This window comes from Croceibacter atlanticus HTCC2559, from assembly GCF_000196315.1.
Taxonomy (GTDB): domain Bacteria; phylum Bacteroidota; class Bacteroidia; order Flavobacteriales; family Flavobacteriaceae; genus Croceibacter; species Croceibacter atlanticus.
In genome coordinates this window covers 1,281,200-1,298,858 of record NC_014230.1, presented here as the reverse complement: position 1 = coordinate 1,298,858, position 17,659 = coordinate 1,281,200, and the positions used below count along the sequence as shown (strand labels likewise).

Annotated in this window: 13 protein-coding genes; 9 read left to right on the top strand and 4 right to left on the bottom strand. The window is 35.3% G+C overall.

Annotation, left to right across the window (positions count from 1 at the left end; all coding sequences use genetic code 11):
- Window positions 1-10: 10 nt before the first annotated feature.
- From fusA to rpsL, 3 genes are read right to left on the bottom strand one after another with little or no spacing between them, the layout of a single operon-like run.
- Window positions 11-2,149, bottom strand: a complete 2,139-nt coding sequence (gene fusA / locus CA2559_RS05735; RefSeq protein ID WP_013186904.1) for an elongation factor G — start codon at window positions 2,147-2,149, stop codon at window positions 11-13.
- A gap of 9 nt (window positions 2,150-2,158) precedes the next feature.
- On the bottom strand, window positions 2,159-2,635 hold the full coding sequence (gene rpsG / locus CA2559_RS05730) for a 30S ribosomal protein S7 (protein WP_013186903.1): 477 nt from the start codon (window positions 2,633-2,635) through the stop codon (window positions 2,159-2,161).
- 28 nt (window positions 2,636-2,663) lie between these two features.
- Window positions 2,664-3,038, bottom strand: coding sequence for a 30S ribosomal protein S12 (rpsL, locus tag CA2559_RS05725; RefSeq protein WP_006795815.1), 375 nt, complete (start codon window positions 3,036-3,038; stop codon window positions 2,664-2,666).
- A gap of 289 nt (window positions 3,039-3,327) precedes the next feature.
- Between rpsL and CA2559_RS05720 the strand changes: the two genes are divergently transcribed.
- The 9 genes from CA2559_RS05720 (at window position 3,328) to rlmB (ending at window position 16,866) form a co-directional block, all read left to right on the top strand.
- Window positions 3,328-4,911, top strand: coding sequence for a BamA/TamA family outer membrane protein (locus tag CA2559_RS05720; RefSeq protein WP_148232783.1), 1,584 nt, complete (start codon window positions 3,328-3,330; stop codon window positions 4,909-4,911).
- A 107-nt stretch (window positions 4,912-5,018) separates the two neighbouring features.
- Window positions 5,019-5,219 carry a carboxypeptidase-like regulatory domain-containing protein gene (locus CA2559_RS13555; protein ID WP_013186901.1) on the top strand — a complete coding sequence of 67 codons (201 nt, stop codon included), beginning with the start codon at window positions 5,019-5,021 and terminating at the stop codon, window positions 5,217-5,219.
- Between the two features lie 12 nt (window positions 5,220-5,231).
- On the top strand, window positions 5,232-8,009 hold the full coding sequence (locus CA2559_RS05715; RefSeq protein WP_013186900.1) for a SusC/RagA family TonB-linked outer membrane protein: 2,778 nt from the start codon (window positions 5,232-5,234) through the stop codon (window positions 8,007-8,009).
- A 17-nt stretch (window positions 8,010-8,026) separates the two neighbouring features.
- Window positions 8,027-9,412 carry a RagB/SusD family nutrient uptake outer membrane protein gene (locus tag CA2559_RS05710; protein ID WP_013186899.1) on the top strand — a complete coding sequence of 462 codons (1,386 nt, stop codon included), beginning with the start codon at window positions 8,027-8,029 and terminating at the stop codon, window positions 9,410-9,412.
- A gap of 202 nt (window positions 9,413-9,614) precedes the next feature.
- Window positions 9,615-12,692 carry a SusC/RagA family TonB-linked outer membrane protein gene (locus CA2559_RS05705; RefSeq protein ID WP_013186898.1) on the top strand — a complete coding sequence of 1,026 codons (3,078 nt, stop codon included), beginning with the start codon at window positions 9,615-9,617 and terminating at the stop codon, window positions 12,690-12,692.
- Between the two features lie 17 nt (window positions 12,693-12,709).
- Window positions 12,710-14,212 (top strand): SusD/RagB family nutrient-binding outer membrane lipoprotein, encoded by a 1,503-nt coding sequence (locus tag CA2559_RS05700; protein ID WP_013186897.1) that lies wholly within the window; start codon window positions 12,710-12,712, stop codon window positions 14,210-14,212.
- 16 nt (window positions 14,213-14,228) lie between these two features.
- Window positions 14,229-15,098, top strand: a complete 870-nt coding sequence (locus CA2559_RS05695; protein ID WP_148232782.1) for a hypothetical protein — start codon at window positions 14,229-14,231, stop codon at window positions 15,096-15,098.
- 18 nt (window positions 15,099-15,116) lie between these two features.
- Entirely contained in the window at window positions 15,117-16,061 is a 945-nt protein-coding gene (locus CA2559_RS05690) for a hypothetical protein (protein ID WP_013186895.1), read from the top strand.
- Between the two features lie 67 nt (window positions 16,062-16,128).
- A complete protein-coding gene (rlmB, locus tag CA2559_RS05685; protein WP_013186894.1) occupies window positions 16,129-16,866 on the top strand; it encodes a 23S rRNA (guanosine(2251)-2'-O)-methyltransferase RlmB in 738 nt (245 codons plus the stop codon).
- On the opposite strand, the gene CA2559_RS05680 is transcribed toward rlmB, so the two are convergent.
- Window positions 16,867-17,598 carry a rhomboid family intramembrane serine protease gene (locus CA2559_RS05680; protein WP_013186893.1) on the bottom strand — a complete coding sequence of 244 codons (732 nt, stop codon included), beginning with the start codon at window positions 17,596-17,598 and terminating at the stop codon, window positions 16,867-16,869.
- Window positions 17,599-17,659: the final 61 nt, after the last annotated feature.

The following is a 17,659-nucleotide window of genomic DNA, read 5'->3' as shown; positions in this document are numbered from 1 at the left end:
TTCCTTGATATTAGTCGTTTGCTGTTCCTTTAGTTGCTGCGATAACTTCTTCAGATATGTTTGAAGGTGTTTGATCGTAGTGAGAGAATTCCATAGTTGATGTAGCACGACCAGATGATAATGTTCTTAATGTAGTTACATAACCAAACATTTCAGATAATGGTACTGTTGCTTTTACAACTTTAGCTCCTGCTCTATCAGACATATCACTTACTTGACCACGACGACGGTTAAGGTCACCTACGATATCACCCATATTTTCTTCTGGAGTAATAACTTCAAGCTTCATAATTGGCTCAAGGATAACAGAACCTGCACCTTTAGACGCAGCTTTATAACCCATTTTTGCAGCCAACTCAAAAGAAAGTTGATCAGAATCCACAGGGTGGAAAGATCCATCTTTAAGTGTTACTTTTAAAGTATCCATTTGGAAACCAGCTAGTGGTCCAGACTTCATTGCTTCAGTAAATCCTTTTTGTACAGATGGTATGAACTCCTTAGGAATACGACCACCTTTAATTTGATCTACAAACTGTAAGCCTTCGCCTTCAAAATCTGAATCTACAGGACCCATTTCAAAAACAATGTCAGCAAATTTACCACGACCACCAGATTGCTTCTTATAAACCTCTCTGTGCTCGTTAGCTCTTGTAACAGCTTCTTTGTACTCTACCTGAGGCTGACCTTGACTTACTTCTACCTTAAATTCTCTTTTAAGACGATCTACAATAATATCTAGGTGTAACTCTCCCATTCCAGAAATAACAGTTTGACCTGAAGCCTCATCTGTTCTTACTTGGAATGTTGGATCTTCTTCAGCTAATTTAGCTAAAGCCATACCTAATTTATCAACATCTGCCTTAGTTTTAGGCTCAACCGCGATACCAATTACAGGATCTGGAAAGTCCATAGATTCTAAAACGATAGGCGCATCTTCTGCAGATAACGTATCACCTGTTTTAATATCTTTAAATCCTACAGCCGCTCCAATATCTCCAGCTTCGATAAAATCGATTGCGTTTTGCTTATTAGAGTGCATCTGATATATTCTAGAAATACGTTCTTTTTTACCAGAACGGTTATTCAATACATAAGAACCAGCATCTAAACGTCCTGAATAAGAACGGAAGAATGCTAAACGTCCTACGAAAGGATCTGTAGCAATCTTAAATGCTAAAGCAGCAAATGGCGCCTTAACATCTGGCTTACGAAGTTCTTCTTTTTCTGTATCTGGATTTACACCTACAATACCTTCCTTATCTACTGGAGAAGGCAAGTAACGACATACACCATCTAACAAGAACTGTACACCTTTATTCTTAAATGCAGAACCACATATCATTGGTATGATAGCCATATCCATTACCGCTTCACGCAATGCTGCGTGAACTTCATCTTCTGTAATAGAGTCTTCATCTTCAAAGAATTTCTCCATTAACTCCTCATCATACTCAGCAACAGCTTCAATTAGCTCAGCTCTGTATTTTTTTACTTCTTCTTTCATATCCTCAGGAATCTCAATCTCATCGAAAGTAGCTCCTTGAGTTTCATCGTGCCATACAATTGCTTTGTTAGACACTAAATCTACAATACCTTTAAAGTCCATCTCTTCACCAATTGGCAATACAATTGGCACAGCGTTAGACTTTAACATATCACGTACCTGCTGACAAACTGCCAAGAAGTTAGATCCTTGACGGTCCATTTTATTAACAAACCCAATACGTGGTACTTTGTAGTTATCTGCTAATCTCCAGTTAGTTTCAGATTGTGGCTCAACACCATCAACTGCTGAAAAAAGGAATACCAAACCATCAAGAACTCTTAATGAACGGTTTACCTCTACTGTAAAGTCTACGTGACCTGGAGTATCAATAATATTAAAGTGATAAGGCTTTGTATCTGGAAGATCTTGCCCTTGATGTCTTGGAAAATTCCAAGTACATGTTGTAGCAGCAGATGTAATGGTAATACCACGCTCCTGCTCTTGCTCCATCCAGTCCATTGTAGCAGCACCATCATGTACTTCTCCAATTTTATGACTTACACCTGTATAAAAAAGAACACGCTCTGTTGTTGTTGTTTTACCAGCATCAATATGAGCAGCAATTCCTATATTTCTTGTATATTTTAAATCTCTTTGTGCCATTTTGGTTTTTTAGAATCTAAAGTGAGAGAATGCTTTGTTTGCTTCCGCCATTTTGTGAGTGTCTGTACGCTTTTTAACGGCAGCACCTTCTTCTTTTGCAGCTGCAAGAATTTCTGCAGCAAGCTTATTGGCCATAGATTTTTCATTACGCTTACGAGCGAAAGATATTAACCACTTCATTGCAGTTGACACCTTACGGTCTGGACGTATTTGCATTGGTATCTGAAATGTTGCACCACCAACACGACGACTTCTCACTTCTACGTGAGGCATCACATTTGATAACGCTTCTTTCCATACTTCTAAAGCAGATTTTTCGTCATCCTGCTTTTTTTCCTCTACTACCTCCATTGCGTCGTAGAAAATCTTAAACGCTACAGATTTTTTACCATCCCACATCATCATGTTAACGAAACGAGTCACTAACTGATCATTAAATTTTGGATCTGGTAAAAGAGGTCTCTTTTTTGCCTGTCTTTTTCTCATGTCTTCTCTTTAAAAAAAGTTTTTTGTTTTACTTCTTTGGGCGTTTTGCACCATACTTAGATCGACGTTGCGTTCTTCCTGCGACACCTGCGGTATCCAAGGCTCCACGAACAATGTGGTATCTAACTCCTGGCAAATCTTTTACCCTTCCACCTCTTACCAATACTATCGAGTGCTCTTGAAGATTGTGACCCTCACCTGGAATGTATGCGTTTACTTCCTTACCATTAGTCAAACGTACACGCGCTACTTTACGCATTGCAGAGTTTGGTTTCTTTGGTGTAGTTGTGTAAACACGCGTACATACTCCACGTCTCTGAGGACACGAATCTAAAGCAGCCGATTTACTCTTCTTGGTAATTTTGGCTCTTCCTTTTCGTACTAATTGTGAAATTGTTGGCATATTATTCTATACACTAATTATTAAAAATAAAATATCCCTATTTTTAGGGTTGGCAAATGTAGTACTATTTTTCAGTAAATCAAACGATAAGACATTAATTTTCTTCAGCAGTTTTAAAAAGCTTTCTCAACTCGCATAAATTACCTTATAATAACGTTATTTATATTCAGAAAATAAATCAGCATTGAAGAGAATAGTTTTTATTGTCCTTAATATATACCTACTAAATTTTAGTAATGTTTTTTCACAAGACCTAAAACTTCAAATTAAAGTTGAGGATACTTTAAATTTGAAACATTTAGACAACTCATTAGCACTGAAAAGATTCAAAAACTTTTCAAAGCTTTCTTCATCAATTGACTCTATTTTCAACAATCTTCAAAATAAAGGATTTATAAATCTGAAGGCAACACCTATACAAAAGGTTAACGACAGTATTTTTGAAAGCACTTTAAACTTAGGAAAACAGGTAGATTCAATATTTATTGATATTCCACAATCCACATTCACCCTGAAACAACTAAAATCTGTAGACCCAAACGCTAAAGAGTCAAGAATAAAAATACCTATAAGCAAAACGCAAAGCATATTAAACTATCTAAATAATTTACAAGCAAACTCTGAATCTCCATTTAGCTCACTAAGCTTAAAAAACATAAAAATTAACAAAACATCACTTTATGCAGATTTAAGTCTAGAAAGTACTAAACAAAGAACAATTGATAAGATAATTATAAATGGTTATGAAAAATTTCCTAATTCATTTATAAGGTATGGCGCAAGGCTAAAAGTTAAACAACCTTTTAATAGAGAAACATTAAAGCGAAAATCTAAACAGTTAGACAATTTAAGTTTTGCGACTACTAAAAAAGATCCTGAAATTCTATTCACTAAAGATTCCACTAGTGTCTATTTATATATAGAGAAGAAAAAATCTAATTCATTTGATGGGTTTTTAGGCTTTTCAAATAATGCAGAAACTGGCAATCTTGAATTTAATGGGTACCTAGATTTAAATCTTACTAATAATTTAGATTTTGGAGAATCTCTTAATCTAACCTATAAGTCTGACGGAAGGGAACAAGTACAATTTAAATCTGGCATTAATCTTCCATATTTACTCAAGACTCCAATGGGCTTATTGTTAGACCTTGAAATATTCAAAAGAGATTCTACGTTTGTTACTGTTGACCAAAATGCGCGACTAAATTATCAAATCACCAATAACTCTAATATTTATTTAGGCTACAAAGGAACAACATCCAGCAACCTTGAAGAGGAACCAATTGCAGGTACCACCATTGTAGACTACACTTCTAACTACGTAGATTTTGGAGGTAAAACAGAACAACTTTCATCCAACAAGCTATTCCCGACTACATTTCACGTTAGCCTAAACAGTTTAGTGGGGAAAAGATCTACCGAATTGCTAGAGGACACCCAAGTTAGAGGTTCTATTAATTCTCAATACAATTATCAACTTAGTGACAGAAGTTATTTGTTTGCAAAAAACTACGCTTCAATACTATTAACAGAAAACTACATAACAAATGAACTGTTTAGGTTTGGAGGCATTCAATCAATTAGAGGATTTGAAGAAAATAGTATAGATGCATCTCTTTTAAATTCATTTCAGTCTGAATTTCGCTATATCTTATCTCCAAATCTTTATACGCACTCTGTGTTAGATTATGCTTATTATGAAAATGATGTGTTAGGCATAAAGCAGCAACTCGTGAGTATTGGTTTTGGTTTAGGGCTTTACACCAATTCGGGTTTATTAAAAGTTGTTTTTGCTAATGGAAAAACAAGCGATCAGTCATTTAAATTCGACAACACGAAAGTACACCTAAGCTTTTTTACAAAATTTTAACCAACAAATGTTAAAATATGTTAAAAGCAAATAATAGTGTTCATAAACATTGCAATTATTAGGTTTATTGCTGAGTTTCGTGCCGGCTAATTCAAATAAATTATAAGATGAAAACAAAGTTTAGTGGAATTTTAACGCTAATCCTAGCGTTTGTCGTGCAATTTTCTTTTGCACAGGACAAAACCGTAACAGGTGTGGTTACAGATAATTCTGGCTTACCACTACCAGGTGTTACAATTATTGTAAAAGGGACCTCTAATGGAACCCAAACAGATTTCGATGGAAATTATTCTATCAACGCAAGCTAAACAAGTACTTTAGTGTACTCTTTTATTGGTTTCAAAACACAAGAACAGCTTGTAGGAAGCAAAACCAACATTAACGTTACCCTTGCAGAAAGCACAGCAGAGCTAGACGAAGTAGTAGTTGTAGCATTTGGACAACAAAATAAGCGTAAGCTTATACAAAGTGTTTCTGTGGTAGACGAAGAGGCTTTAAGAGACATTCCCGCAAATTCTCCTCAAGAATTGATTCAAGGCCAGGCAGCTGGTGTACAAGTAGTACAATCTTCTGGTGTTCTTGGAGCTGCTCCAACAATTAAAATTCGTGGTGTTGCATCAGTTTCATCTGGAGCTAGACCTTTATTTGTTGTAGACGGTGTACCATTAAATGATACAGACCTTACATCAAACCAAGGTGCGAACCAAGGACTTAACCCTTTAGCAAACATAAACCCTAATGATATTGCATCTATCTCAGTACTAAAAGATGCATCGGCAACTGCTGTATACGGATCAAGAGGATCTAATGGTGTTGTATTAATTACAACTAAGACTGGTAAGAAAGGGCAAGATACTAGAGTAACATTAAATATGAATACTGCTTTCAGCGAATCTACAGACACATTTGATATGATGACTGCAGACGAGTTTAGACAATATGCAGTTGATGCAGGTTACTTCGCAGGAGTAACTTCTCCAGACGACTTACCTCAAGGTGATTTTGATTGGGTAGATGGTGTTACAAGAACTGGAATCTCTAAAAATATAGATGCCTCTGTAAGTGGTGGTAGTGAAAAAACTTCATTCTTTATTAGTACAAACTTTAAAAATGAAGAAGGATTTATTATTGGAAACGGACTTAAAAGAACTGCTGGCCGTATAAACATTAACCACGAAGCTAATGATTGGTTGGATGTAGGTGCAAACATTGGTGTTAGTTTAAACGAATTTGACAGAGTAGGTGCAGAGAACAGTACGTTTGCTCCACTTACATCTGCTTATTTAATAAGACCTTGGGTTGAACCAAGAGATGAAAATGGACAGTTTGTAAACACTGGCTTTATTGCAAACACAATAGCAATTGAATCTTTAGACATCAACAAATCTGATCAATCGAGATTAACAGGTAACTTTTTCGCAACTGCCGGAATTACAGATTACTTAAGTTTTACTTCAAAATTTGGTGTAGATAGAGTTTTAATTGAGGAGCAGCAACGTTCTTTTGACATTAACACTCCTGGTGGCTCAGCTTCTAACAGCTATGCTCAAGATAATAGAGTTCTTTTAACTAACTCTTTAAACTTTGACAAAACGTTTAATGATGTACACTCTGTTGGTGCAGTAGTTGGTATCTCTTATGAAGAGAACAAAATTAGAACATCTACAGTAGCTGGTACTGGTTTCGTAAGTGACGCAAGTATAAACGTAGTTTCTGCTGCAGAAAAAACAACTACTACATCTGGTGCAACAGAAAACAGATTAGTAGGTTATTTCGGAAGAGTAAACTATGCTTACGACAACAAATATGTAGTAGAAGGATCTTTAAGAAGAGATGGATCTTCTCGATTTGGAGCTAATGAGCAGTTTGGTACATTCTACGCAGTAGCCGGTGGATGGAACATCTCTGAAGAAGCATTTTTAGAAGATGTTGATTGGTTAAACAACCTAAAGCTTAGAGCAAGTTATGGTACAACAGGTAATGACAGGATTGGTAACTTTAGCTCTTTAGCATTATACCAAGGTGGTGTAATTGGTCAATATAATGGTTCTGCTGGTTTAGCACCAGATTCACCTGGAAACCCAGATTTAAGATGGGAAGAGTCTAAATCTTACGACTTAGGTTTTGCAACATCTTTGTTTAACAATAGAATATCTTTAACTGTTGATTACTACAACAAAGTAACATCAGACCTTATATTAAACGTACCATTATCAGTTGCTGCTTTCCCAGGACAAAATTCAAGACCAGAAAACATTGGTGAGATTGAAAACACTGGATTTGATATCAGCTTAACTACTGATAACGTTAGAAATGACAACTTTACATGGACAACTAGTATAAATGTTGGTATTAATGAAAATAAAGTTAATTCATTACCAGGTGCTGCAGTAGATGACCAAGGCAGAGAATTTGTTGCTGGATCTGCATCTCAAAGAGCAATTGTAGGTGAGTCTGTAAACACATTTTATCTAATAAGATATGTTGGTGTTAACCCACAAACTGGAGATGCTGAATGGTTAGATAGAGATGGGAACGTTACAACTACACCAACTGCAAGCGATAGAGTTGTTGTTGGAGATGCAAACCCAGATTTTGTTGGTGGTATTACAAATACCTTTAGATACAAAAACTTCGATCTTAACTTATTAGCAAACTTTAGTGTTGGTAATGATATTTATATTGACGGTTTAAGGTTTACTGATAATGCAGCTTCAGGAAGTTTCAACAACAGAAGAGCGTTATTAGACGTTTGGCAACAACCAGGTGACAATGCATATGTACCTGCTTTTGACAGCCCAACATTCTCTACATTCGATCAGAGATCAACATTACAGTTAAGAGATGGTTCTTATTTTAGAATGAAAAATGTAACTCTAGGATACTCTATCCCAGAAACATTTATGGAAAAAATTGGTTTAGTAAAAAGCGTGAGACTTTATGCAACAGCTACTAACCTATTTACTATAAAAGCAGACAACTTAGAAGGTATTGATCCTGAAGTTACAGACACAAGCTCTGCTTTAGGACAAGGTGAAACATTTTTTACACCACCTCAGTCTAAGTCATTCTTATTCGGAGCAACACTAACATTTTAATTGAAAAAAGAAAAGACATGAAAACATATAAATATTTATTTATTCTAATCACAGCTTTAGCATTTACAAGCTGCGAAGATGAATTGAATGTACTTCCTGAAGATGACCAGTCTACAGAACAAGTATTTTCAAGTGAAGCAGGTGCTCAAGGAGCATTAGTTGGTGTATACAGTTTTGCACAACAAGACGATGTTCTTAATGGTACATCTACATTAGCTACAGAGTGGCAAGCAGATAATGTTGATTTTGTAGGCTCATTTCCAACATTTAACGACATAAGAACATACGAAACACAAGCAGACAACACTTCAATATTTGCCATTTATGATGACAACTATGAAGTTATTGGTGCAGCAAACAACGTAATTGCATTCGTTCCTACAATTGAAGATGAAAACTTCACAGAAGAAGAGCGTGCTCAAGTGATTGCTGAAGCTAAATTTATGCGTGCATTAGTATACTTTAAATTAGTTAATTTATTTGGTCAGCCATTACAAGTTGGTGGCGGAACTACATTAGCTGTTCCTTTAGTTACTGAACCATTCTCAATTTCTGGAGAAGCAAATCCTCCAAGAAATACAGTTAATGACATACACGCACAAATTGAGCAGGATTTAACAGAAGCTATACCGTCATTAACAAATGCAGACAACTCAAGAGCTACTACTGGTGCTGCGCAATTATTATTAGCGCGTCTTTATTTATACCAAGAGCGTTTTGGCGAAGCAGCAACTTTAGCAAATGATGCTATTAGTAACGATGAGTTTGTATTAGCTACAAACTATACATTCTACAATACGCAATCAACTGAGTTCTTTTTCACATTAGTCAACACACCTGCAGATGGTCAAGATAGTGGCCAAGGTTTTTCAGGCTTAACAAATCCTGCTCCAGCTGGTCGTGGTGACGCTCCTTTTACTGATAATTTAATTGAAGCTTACCAAGAAGAAGCTGGTGATTTAAGGTTCACACTTACTCAAACAGGTACGTCTGCTTCAGGTGAAGACAGATTATTTACAAGTAAATTTCCTGATGGGAACACAAACTCAGATAATGCACCTGTTTTAAGAGTTACTGAAGCATATTTAACTAGAGCTGAAGCTAACTTTAGAAACGGAAGTACTATTGGTGCCGCCCCACTTGATGATATCAATGACTTAAGAGACAGAGCAAATTTACCACCATTAGGTGCTTTAACACTAGACCAGATCTTAAATGAAAGACGTAAAGAATTAGCATTTGAAGGACAACGTAGAATGGATCTTTTAAGAAACGGTTTAAACTTGAGACGTCCAGGCATGCCTAATGAGGCTGAGTCTGCACCAGGTCAAAACAAGACTATTTTACCTATTCCAGCAAGAGAAGTTGACTTAAGTGGATTAGAGCAAAATCCAGGTTATTAACAAAACCTTTTTAAAGTAAAATTAACGCCACCTTAAAAGGGTGGCGTTTTTTATTACACAAAATTCATTGAAACCACTTATAAACTGAAAGATTGGTAAAGCTTAATCTAAATTTTAAAAAATTAATATTTTCCTAATATATATTGCATATTTAAGTTTTTATTAGCACTTTTGGCGTTGGCTAATTCAAATAAATTATAAAATGAGAACAAAATTTAGTGGAATTTTAACGCTATTCTTAGCGTTTATGGTGCAAATGACCTTTGCACAATCAAAGACGATTACCGGTACGGTAACCGATGGTAGCGGCTTACCGCTTCCAGGTGTAAACGTCATTATTCAAGGTACTTCAAATGGTACTCAAACAGACTTTGATGGTAATTATTCTATCTCAGCGTCTACAGGAGACATTTTAGTATTTTCTTACATTGGTTTTACTACACAAAATCAAACTGTAGGAGCAAGTAACACAGTTAATGTTAAACTTGAAGCTGGTGAGGAACTGGACGAAGTTGTTGTAACTGCCTTAGGTATTAAGCGTAAGCAGGATGAGATTACAACTGCTAACCAGGTTGTGAAGAGTGAAGAACTTACTCAAGCACAAAACCCTAACGTAGCTCAAGGTCTTGCTGGTAAGGTATCTGGTCTTCAAATTAATACTACAAACAGTGGTGTAAACCAAAATGTACGTATTAACTTGAGAGGTAACAGATCTTTAACTGGTGACAACCAAGCTTTAATTGTAATTGATGGTGTAATTTCTTCATCTCAAGTACTTACTGCTTTAGATCCTAACATTATCGAGGATATTAACATTATTAAAGGTGCAAACGGTGCTGCACTTTACGGTTCTAGAGGTTCTAACGGTGTATTTATCGTTACAACTAAAAAAGGATCTGGTGGAGACAAGCTTACTGTAGCAGTAAACTCTGCAACTTCTTTTGAAGAAATCGCTTACATCCCACAACGTCAGACTAGATATGGTCAAGGTTGGAATGGAGAGCACGTAAACTACGAGAATGGTGGTTGGGGACCAGAATTTGATGGTTCATTACAACCAGTTGGTCTTCCTCAAGAAGATGGTTCTTACAGATTTTTCCCTTATGTATCTTTAGGTGATAACATTAGTGAATTTTTCCAAACAGGACGTACATTCCAAAACACTGTATCTTTAAGTGCTGGTAACTTAGAAGATGGTTATGTATTCTTATCTGCTAACAAGACAGACACAGAATTCGTAATTGCAGATGACGTTTCAGAAAGAAACACATTCAACTTTAAAGGTGGTAAGAAAATTGGAAACTGGACATTAGAAGGTAATGCTACTTATTTAACTAGCAAAACTACACAGTCAACAGGTACTCTTTACTTAGAGTTACTTCAAACTGCAACTAACATTCCAGTACAAGAATTTTCTGAGCCTAATAACGCTACACACTGGACATCTTACTACAGATCTCCATATTGGATTAGAGATAACGAAAGAACAACAGACAGATACGATATCTTTAGTGGTATTGCTAACGTAAGCTACCAATTTAACGATCATATTAGTATTGGTTACAACGCTAACATCAGAACTCGTCAAAGAAGTGGTTTAAGCTACGTAAATGGTGATGTTGATACTGCTAATATTGGTGGTGGAGATTACACTACTATCTCTAGCTTTGATACTTATGCAGATACACAGAGAAACTACTACGGTGATTTAATCATTAACTTTAATGATTATAACATTACTGATGATATTACGTTTAGTGCTAACATCGGTCAGAACTTACAGGATAACTTATTTACTCAATCTACAAATGGTGGAGATAACTTAACAATTCCTGGTTTCTACAATGTAGATAACATTACTGGAACACCAAGAGTATCTAACACTATCTTAAGATCTCGTCGTATGGGTCTTTTTGCAAACTTAGATTTTGGATATAAAGATTTCTTATTCTTAAACGTTACAGGTCGTAATGACTACGTATCTACATTAGATAAAGAGAACAATTCATTCTTTTACCCAAGTGCTGGTATATCTTTCATTCCTACTAAAGCATTCCCAAGCTTAAAAGGTGATGTATTAAACTTCGCTAAGATTGCAGTTAGTGCTGTAAAAGTTGGTAACGACGGTAGTATTGGAGCTTATGAAACAGTACCTGTTTTCGAACAAGCTGCTAACTATCCTTACGGAACGTTAAACTCTTTCAGACAAGATAGAACTATTACAGACCCATTATTAGAGCCTGAATTTGTAACGTCTTATGAAGGTAACTTAAACTTAGGTTTCTTTAAAGATAGATTAACTTTTGACGGTTCTTACTATTTCTCTAAAAACACAAACCAAATTGCTAATACATCTACGTCTTCAGCATCTGGTATTAGTTCTTCGAGAATTAACATTGGTGAGACTGAAACAAGAGGTTTTGAAATTGACTTAGGATTTACACCTATCAAAACTGAAAACTTCCGTTGGGATGCTAGAATTTCTTATTCTACAAACGAGACAAAAGTTATCAAGATTAGTGATGATACAGATGAGATTGCATTACAATCTTTCCCAAACAATGCTAACCCAGTTGGTGTATTTGCTGTTGTTGGAGAAACATTCCCTACTATTAAAGGAACATCTTACTTAAGAGATCCTCAAGGCAGAGTGTTAATTGATCCTACTACTGGTACTCCTAGAGTATCTTCAGACCTTACTAACTTAGGTACTTCAAACCCTGATTATATCATTGGTTTAAATACTTCTTTTGAATATAAAGGTTTCCGTTTAGCAGGTGTATTTGATTACAGAACTGGTCACCAATTCTGGTCAGGTGCTAAATCTTGGTTATCTTGGTCTGGTCACTTAATCGAAAGTGCTGAAAACGGACGTGGTGGTTTTATCTACCCTAACTCTGCTATTGAAACTTCTCCAGGTGTATTCGAAGAAAACACTAACGTAATTACAGGTGGAACAACGTATTCTAACTACTTAAACTACTTCTCTAACGATTACTACACAGTAACTGAGAACTTTGTTTTAGATGCGACAGCTTTCAAAGTAAGAGAACTTTCATTAACTTATACTTTACCACAAGATTATTTAGCTAAAACACCACTTACTGCTGTAACTGTAGGTGTAAATGCTAGAAATCCATTTACTGTGTTACCAAAAGAAAACAGAGGTTATAACGACCCTGAAACTTCTAACACAACTGGTAACGGTCAAGGTTTAGCGGCTATCAACCAATACCCAGTAACAAGATCTTACGGTCTTAACCTTAACATTAAGTTTTAAACATATATCATAATAACATGAAAAAAATAATTTATTTATTTACATTAATCTTAGCCGTTGGAACATTCCAATCGTGTGAAGATTACTTGGACATCAATGATCCATTAAACGATCCTATTGAATCTCAGGTAACACCAGACTTAATATTAGCTGGCGCTATGACAGGTTCATTCCCATCTCAATCTAATAACATGAACCGTTTAGGTAATGTTATGATGAACAACTGGGCTGGTAACATTAACGCCTTTACAGGTGGTTTTAATGAAGAGTACCAATTAATTATTACAAGTACTTTCTATAACTTTATCTGGGATGGTATCTACTTAAACGTTGCTAATTTCCAAGCAATGATTGATGCAGATTTCGAAAACTACGAAAATCACAAAGCTATTGCTAAGATTATGAAATCTTACTACATGCAATATGTTGTTGACCTTTACGGTGATGCTCCTTATACTGAAGCTTTCCAAGGTGGTGATAACCCAACTCCTACTTATGATGATGACATGGAAATTTACCGTGCATTAATTACAGAAGTTGATGAAGCATTAGCATTAATAGACAATAATACTGACCTTACAAACCCTGTAGGTTCTGAAGATGTTGTTTACAATGGTAATATGACAAACTGGGTAACTTTTGCAAATACTCTTAAGTTACGTATCTTAATGAGACAATCTACATTAGCTGAAACTGATGGAGAAACTGCTTCTTATTTAGCAACACAGTTCCAAGCATTACAAGATGCTTCTTTCATCACAACTACAGCTGCAATTAATCCAGGTTATGCTAACGATACAGGAAGACAAAATCCTTTCTATGCTACTTACGGATTTAACGTAGATGGTTCTCAAACAACTTCTAACCGTTTTATCGTTGCTTCTCTTTATGCTGAGCAATATTTAGATGGTACATTAACTGGTATTCTTGATCCAAGAATTAACGAGTTATATACTCCGGTTGATGGTGAAGTACAAGGTGTACAACAAGGTGTTGATAGTAATGATCCTAGTGTTCCAGACGAAATTTCTCCACTTGGTGAAGGTCTTTTAGTTGATGCTAGTCAAGATGGTGTATTATTTTCTGCAGCAGAAAGCTTTTTCTTACAGTCCGAAGCTGTATTTAGAGGATATATCGCAGGAGATGCTAAAGGTTTATTCCAAGACGGTATCAGAAGTTCTTTTGACCAATTAGGAATAGGAGCTCAAGCAGAAGCATACATTACTAACAGTGATGGAGTTGATGAAATTGGTTGGGATGGTAGTGCTAACAAAATTGAAGCTATCATGACTCAAAAGTGGATTGCTACTAACGGAATTAATGCTATTGAATCTTTCATAGATATGAATAGAACTAACTTCCCAGAAGTACCTTTAGCAATCAACGCGCAACGTGATAAAAAACCAACGCGTTTATTATACCCATCATCTGAATCTATCGCAAATGCTGCTAATAAGCCAGCACAGGAAACTGATGATGCTTTTAATACGTATATATTTTGGGATTCAACACAGAATTAATTAAAAAAAAAGCAATATGAAAAATTTAAAATTTTTAGCCCTTACAGTGTTCTGCTCAACGATGTTTACATCTTGTTTAGTAGATGATACTGATGAGACTTTAGAAGCAGTAGCTAACACTCCATACACAATTGGATTTAGCCAACAAGTAGCAAACGAAAGTTATTTTGAGGATATAGGACCTATTGAAGCTGGTTACAACGTAGTTGTAATCGGTGGTCAAGATGGTAGTGATCCTTCACAGGACATTACAGTATCTTACACTGTAAACACTGAATTATCTTCTGCAACAGAAGGTGTCGAGTTTGACTTTGTTGATAACAGCGGTTCTTTAACAATTCCAGCTGGTAGTGATTTTGGAAGATTTAATTTATTAATTAACACTGGTGGTCTTAATGAGACAATGCCAACAAGATTAGTTTTAGATCTTACTGCTGCAGATTCTACTGGAGCTCCTGCTGTAGTTGCAGCTAGTAATAGCAGAATTGCAATTACGTTTGTTGGTTGTAACTCTCAATTAGCTCAGGAGGATAATAACTTCACAGACTATTTTGTACAGTTAACTAGAGAAGATGGTGGTAGCTACAATGGTAACGAAGTAATTGAGTGGATTGCTCCAAACCAATTCCTTACTGAAAGTACTGGATTTTGGGGTGTAAACACTATTGCTCCAGATACATCAATGAACTTTGAAGTTATTTGTGGTGAAGTATTTGTACCTAACCAAGGTCTTGCTCAAGGATTTTACAGTAACGAAGTTTACGGTGTTAACTTAGATGGTCCTGATGGATTAGTTGACTTAGAAACATTAAACTTTGACATGTCTTACATCATTACTTTTGGATCAGGTCCATTAAGACACGATGTAACTTATACAAGACTATAACAAAACATAACATAAAACATGAAAAATACATTTAAGAATATATTATTACTTTCAGCTTTATCTATTTTTGCTGTAGGTTGTATGGATGACGATCAAAGTTATCCAGATCCAAACAAACCAGAAGTTAATGTAGTAAACCAGAGCATCACAATTGATGAAGCTGGAGATGCTGCAATCATTAACCTTACTGTTAGTCGTGCAATTGGAGATCCAATTGATTTAGTACTAACTCCAGTAAGTGGTGATGCTGTTGTTGCAGATTATAACGTATCAGGAAACGGAACGTTCAACTCACCAGATGATGGTGTTGGAGCAACTCCATCTTTTGATATTGTAATTCCTGCTGGACAAACTTCTCACGAGATTCCAGTAAGCGCTATTATCGATTTAGATACTAATGCTAGCGAATCTGTTGTTTTTGAATTAAGAAGTACAGGAAGTGGTCAAAGTTTTGTAAACCCATCTACTTCTACTATTACTGTTAACATCAACAACGCAGCTAACACTAGTTTTGGTGCATTACTTGAATGGGAAGGTGATGTTACTTACAGTTTCTTAAACGCAGATAATGAAGAAGAATCTTTAACTGAAGGATTATGTGATCACGTAGATTTCGATTTATTCCTTAATCCAGTTGGTTATGTTGCAGGTTCTGCAGCTTGTCCAGAAGTTAACTATGCTTTTGGTGAATTAGCTGATGGTGATTACCAAGTATTTGTAGATCTATATGATGTAGCGCCAGGTGAAACTCCTCTTGCTCCATTTGCTATTCCTTTCAAGTTAACTTTAGGAAAAGTAGGTGTAATCTCTACAACTTTAGAGTACAATGTATATACTTCAGATAGCCCAACTAGTGCTCCTGCTGGATTAAACGATGGTTTATTCTTAGCTGCTACAATAAACGTAGCTGGCGGAAATTATACTATTGCTGATGCAGAAGGTACCGTAGTTGCTGCTGAGTAATTACACTCATTTTTATAATACTAAAACACCTCTTTTTAAGAGGTGTTTTTTTTTATCTTTATACCCTATGACAGAAGACACTAAAATATACGGATTAAGAGCAATTATTGAAGCTATTGAAGCCGGTAAGGATATTGAAAAGGTATACCTTCAAAAAGAATTAGAAGGAGATCTTTTTAAGGAGTTAGAATCACTAATAAAATCTAAAAGAATAAGCAGTTCTTATGTTCCTGAAATTAAAATTGAAAAGTTAAGTAAAGGAAGGAACCATCAAGGTGCTGTAGCTAAAGTGGCACCTATATCATTTCAGGATTTTGAAATAACTATAAATAGAATAATAAAGGATATTGAGTCTCCAATCTTTTTAATGTTAGATCAAATATCAGATACTCGTAATTTTGGTGCTATTGTAAGAACCGCAGAATGCACTGGTGTTTCTGCTATTATAATTTCTAAAACAGGCTCTGCTCCTATCACTGCAGATGCAGTAAAAACATCGGCAGGAGCTATTTTTAATATTCCTATATGTAAAGTAGATCATATTAAAGATGCAATCTATTATTTACAAAGTTGTGATGTGAAGATTGTAGCTGCTACTGAAAAGACAGACAATACAATATACGATGTACCTTTAACAGGTTCTCATGCTTTAATAATGGGTAGTGAAGGTCGTGGTATAAATCCTTCAGTTTTAAAGATAGTAGATTACAAAGCTAAACTACCACTATTGGGTAAAATTGAATCTCTAAATGTATCTGTTGCTACTGGTGCATTTCTTTATGAAGCTATAAGACAAAGACAGTAATTAACTGTCTTTTTTGTTTTCTATATAATGGTACTCAATATCTAAGTCTTCATCTTCTGTTTCTGTTTTTTCAACAAAATTCCCAGACTCATCAAAATGTGACATAAACTCATCTTCTTCTTCATTGTAATCTGGCTTTTCCCAAATAAACTTTTCCTTTTTTAAAGACACTCCTTTAAAGATTAAAGCTCCAAAAATTCCAGTTAATAATCCAGATAAGTGACCTTCCCAAGAAACATTTTCTGCTACTGCATTAGGTAAAGTACCCCATATTAAACTTCCGTAAATAAAGATTACAACTAATGACAGAGCAATTAATCTGTAATGTTTAGACCAAATACCCTTAAAAAACAAGAAACTACTCAGAAAGTAAATAACACCACTAGCACCAATGTGATTAGATGGTCTTGCTATTAGCCAAGTTATAAGTCCCGTAATTAGTAATCCAAAAATCATAATTTTTATAGCCTTGGACCTATAAAAATAAAATAATGCTGTACCTAATATTAAAATGGGTAACGTGTTATGCCATAAGTGACTTAGATCACTATGTATAAATGGTGAGAATATTATACCTCTTAATCCCTTTAATGTTTGTGGCTGAACTCCAAAATTATTGAAATTAAAATTAAATCTAATTTCAAACCAAAACACCACCCACATTAGTAGCACAAAACTTAATGGAACAAGAATTGTATATAGTGAAAAAGTAAGTTGGCCGTTTCTATTCATAAGGTTACACTAGCAAAAGTATTACCAATTTAAACATTCTGTAATAATGTCACGAATACTT

Excerpts from the sequence above, each read along its gene's own strand:
- CA2559_RS05695 (WP_148232782.1), top strand. The coding sequence starts at position 14,229 with ATGAAAAATTTAAAATTTTTAGCCCTTACAGTGTTCTGCTCAACGATG.
- rpsL (WP_006795815.1), bottom strand. The coding sequence starts at position 3,038 with ATGCCAACAATTTCACAATTAGTACGAAAAGGAAGAGCCAAAATTACC.
- CA2559_RS05680 (WP_013186893.1), bottom strand. The coding sequence starts at position 17,598 with ATGAATAGAAACGGCCAACTTACTTTTTCACTATATACAATTCTTGTT.
- CA2559_RS05690 (WP_013186895.1), top strand. The coding sequence starts at position 15,117 with ATGAAAAATACATTTAAGAATATATTATTACTTTCAGCTTTATCTATT.
- CA2559_RS05705 (WP_013186898.1), top strand. The coding sequence starts at position 9,615 with ATGAGAACAAAATTTAGTGGAATTTTAACGCTATTCTTAGCGTTTATG.
- rpsG (WP_013186903.1), bottom strand. The coding sequence starts at position 2,635 with ATGAGAAAAAGACAGGCAAAAAAGAGACCTCTTTTACCAGATCCAAAA.
- fusA (WP_013186904.1), bottom strand. The coding sequence starts at position 2,149 with ATGGCACAAAGAGATTTAAAATATACAAGAAATATAGGAATTGCTGCT.
- CA2559_RS13555 (WP_013186901.1), top strand. The coding sequence starts at position 5,019 with ATGAAAACAAAGTTTAGTGGAATTTTAACGCTAATCCTAGCGTTTGTC.
- CA2559_RS05700 (WP_013186897.1), top strand. The coding sequence starts at position 12,710 with ATGAAAAAAATAATTTATTTATTTACATTAATCTTAGCCGTTGGAACA.
- CA2559_RS05710 (WP_013186899.1), top strand. The coding sequence starts at position 8,027 with ATGAAAACATATAAATATTTATTTATTCTAATCACAGCTTTAGCATTT.
- rlmB (WP_013186894.1), top strand. The coding sequence starts at position 16,129 with ATGACAGAAGACACTAAAATATACGGATTAAGAGCAATTATTGAAGCT.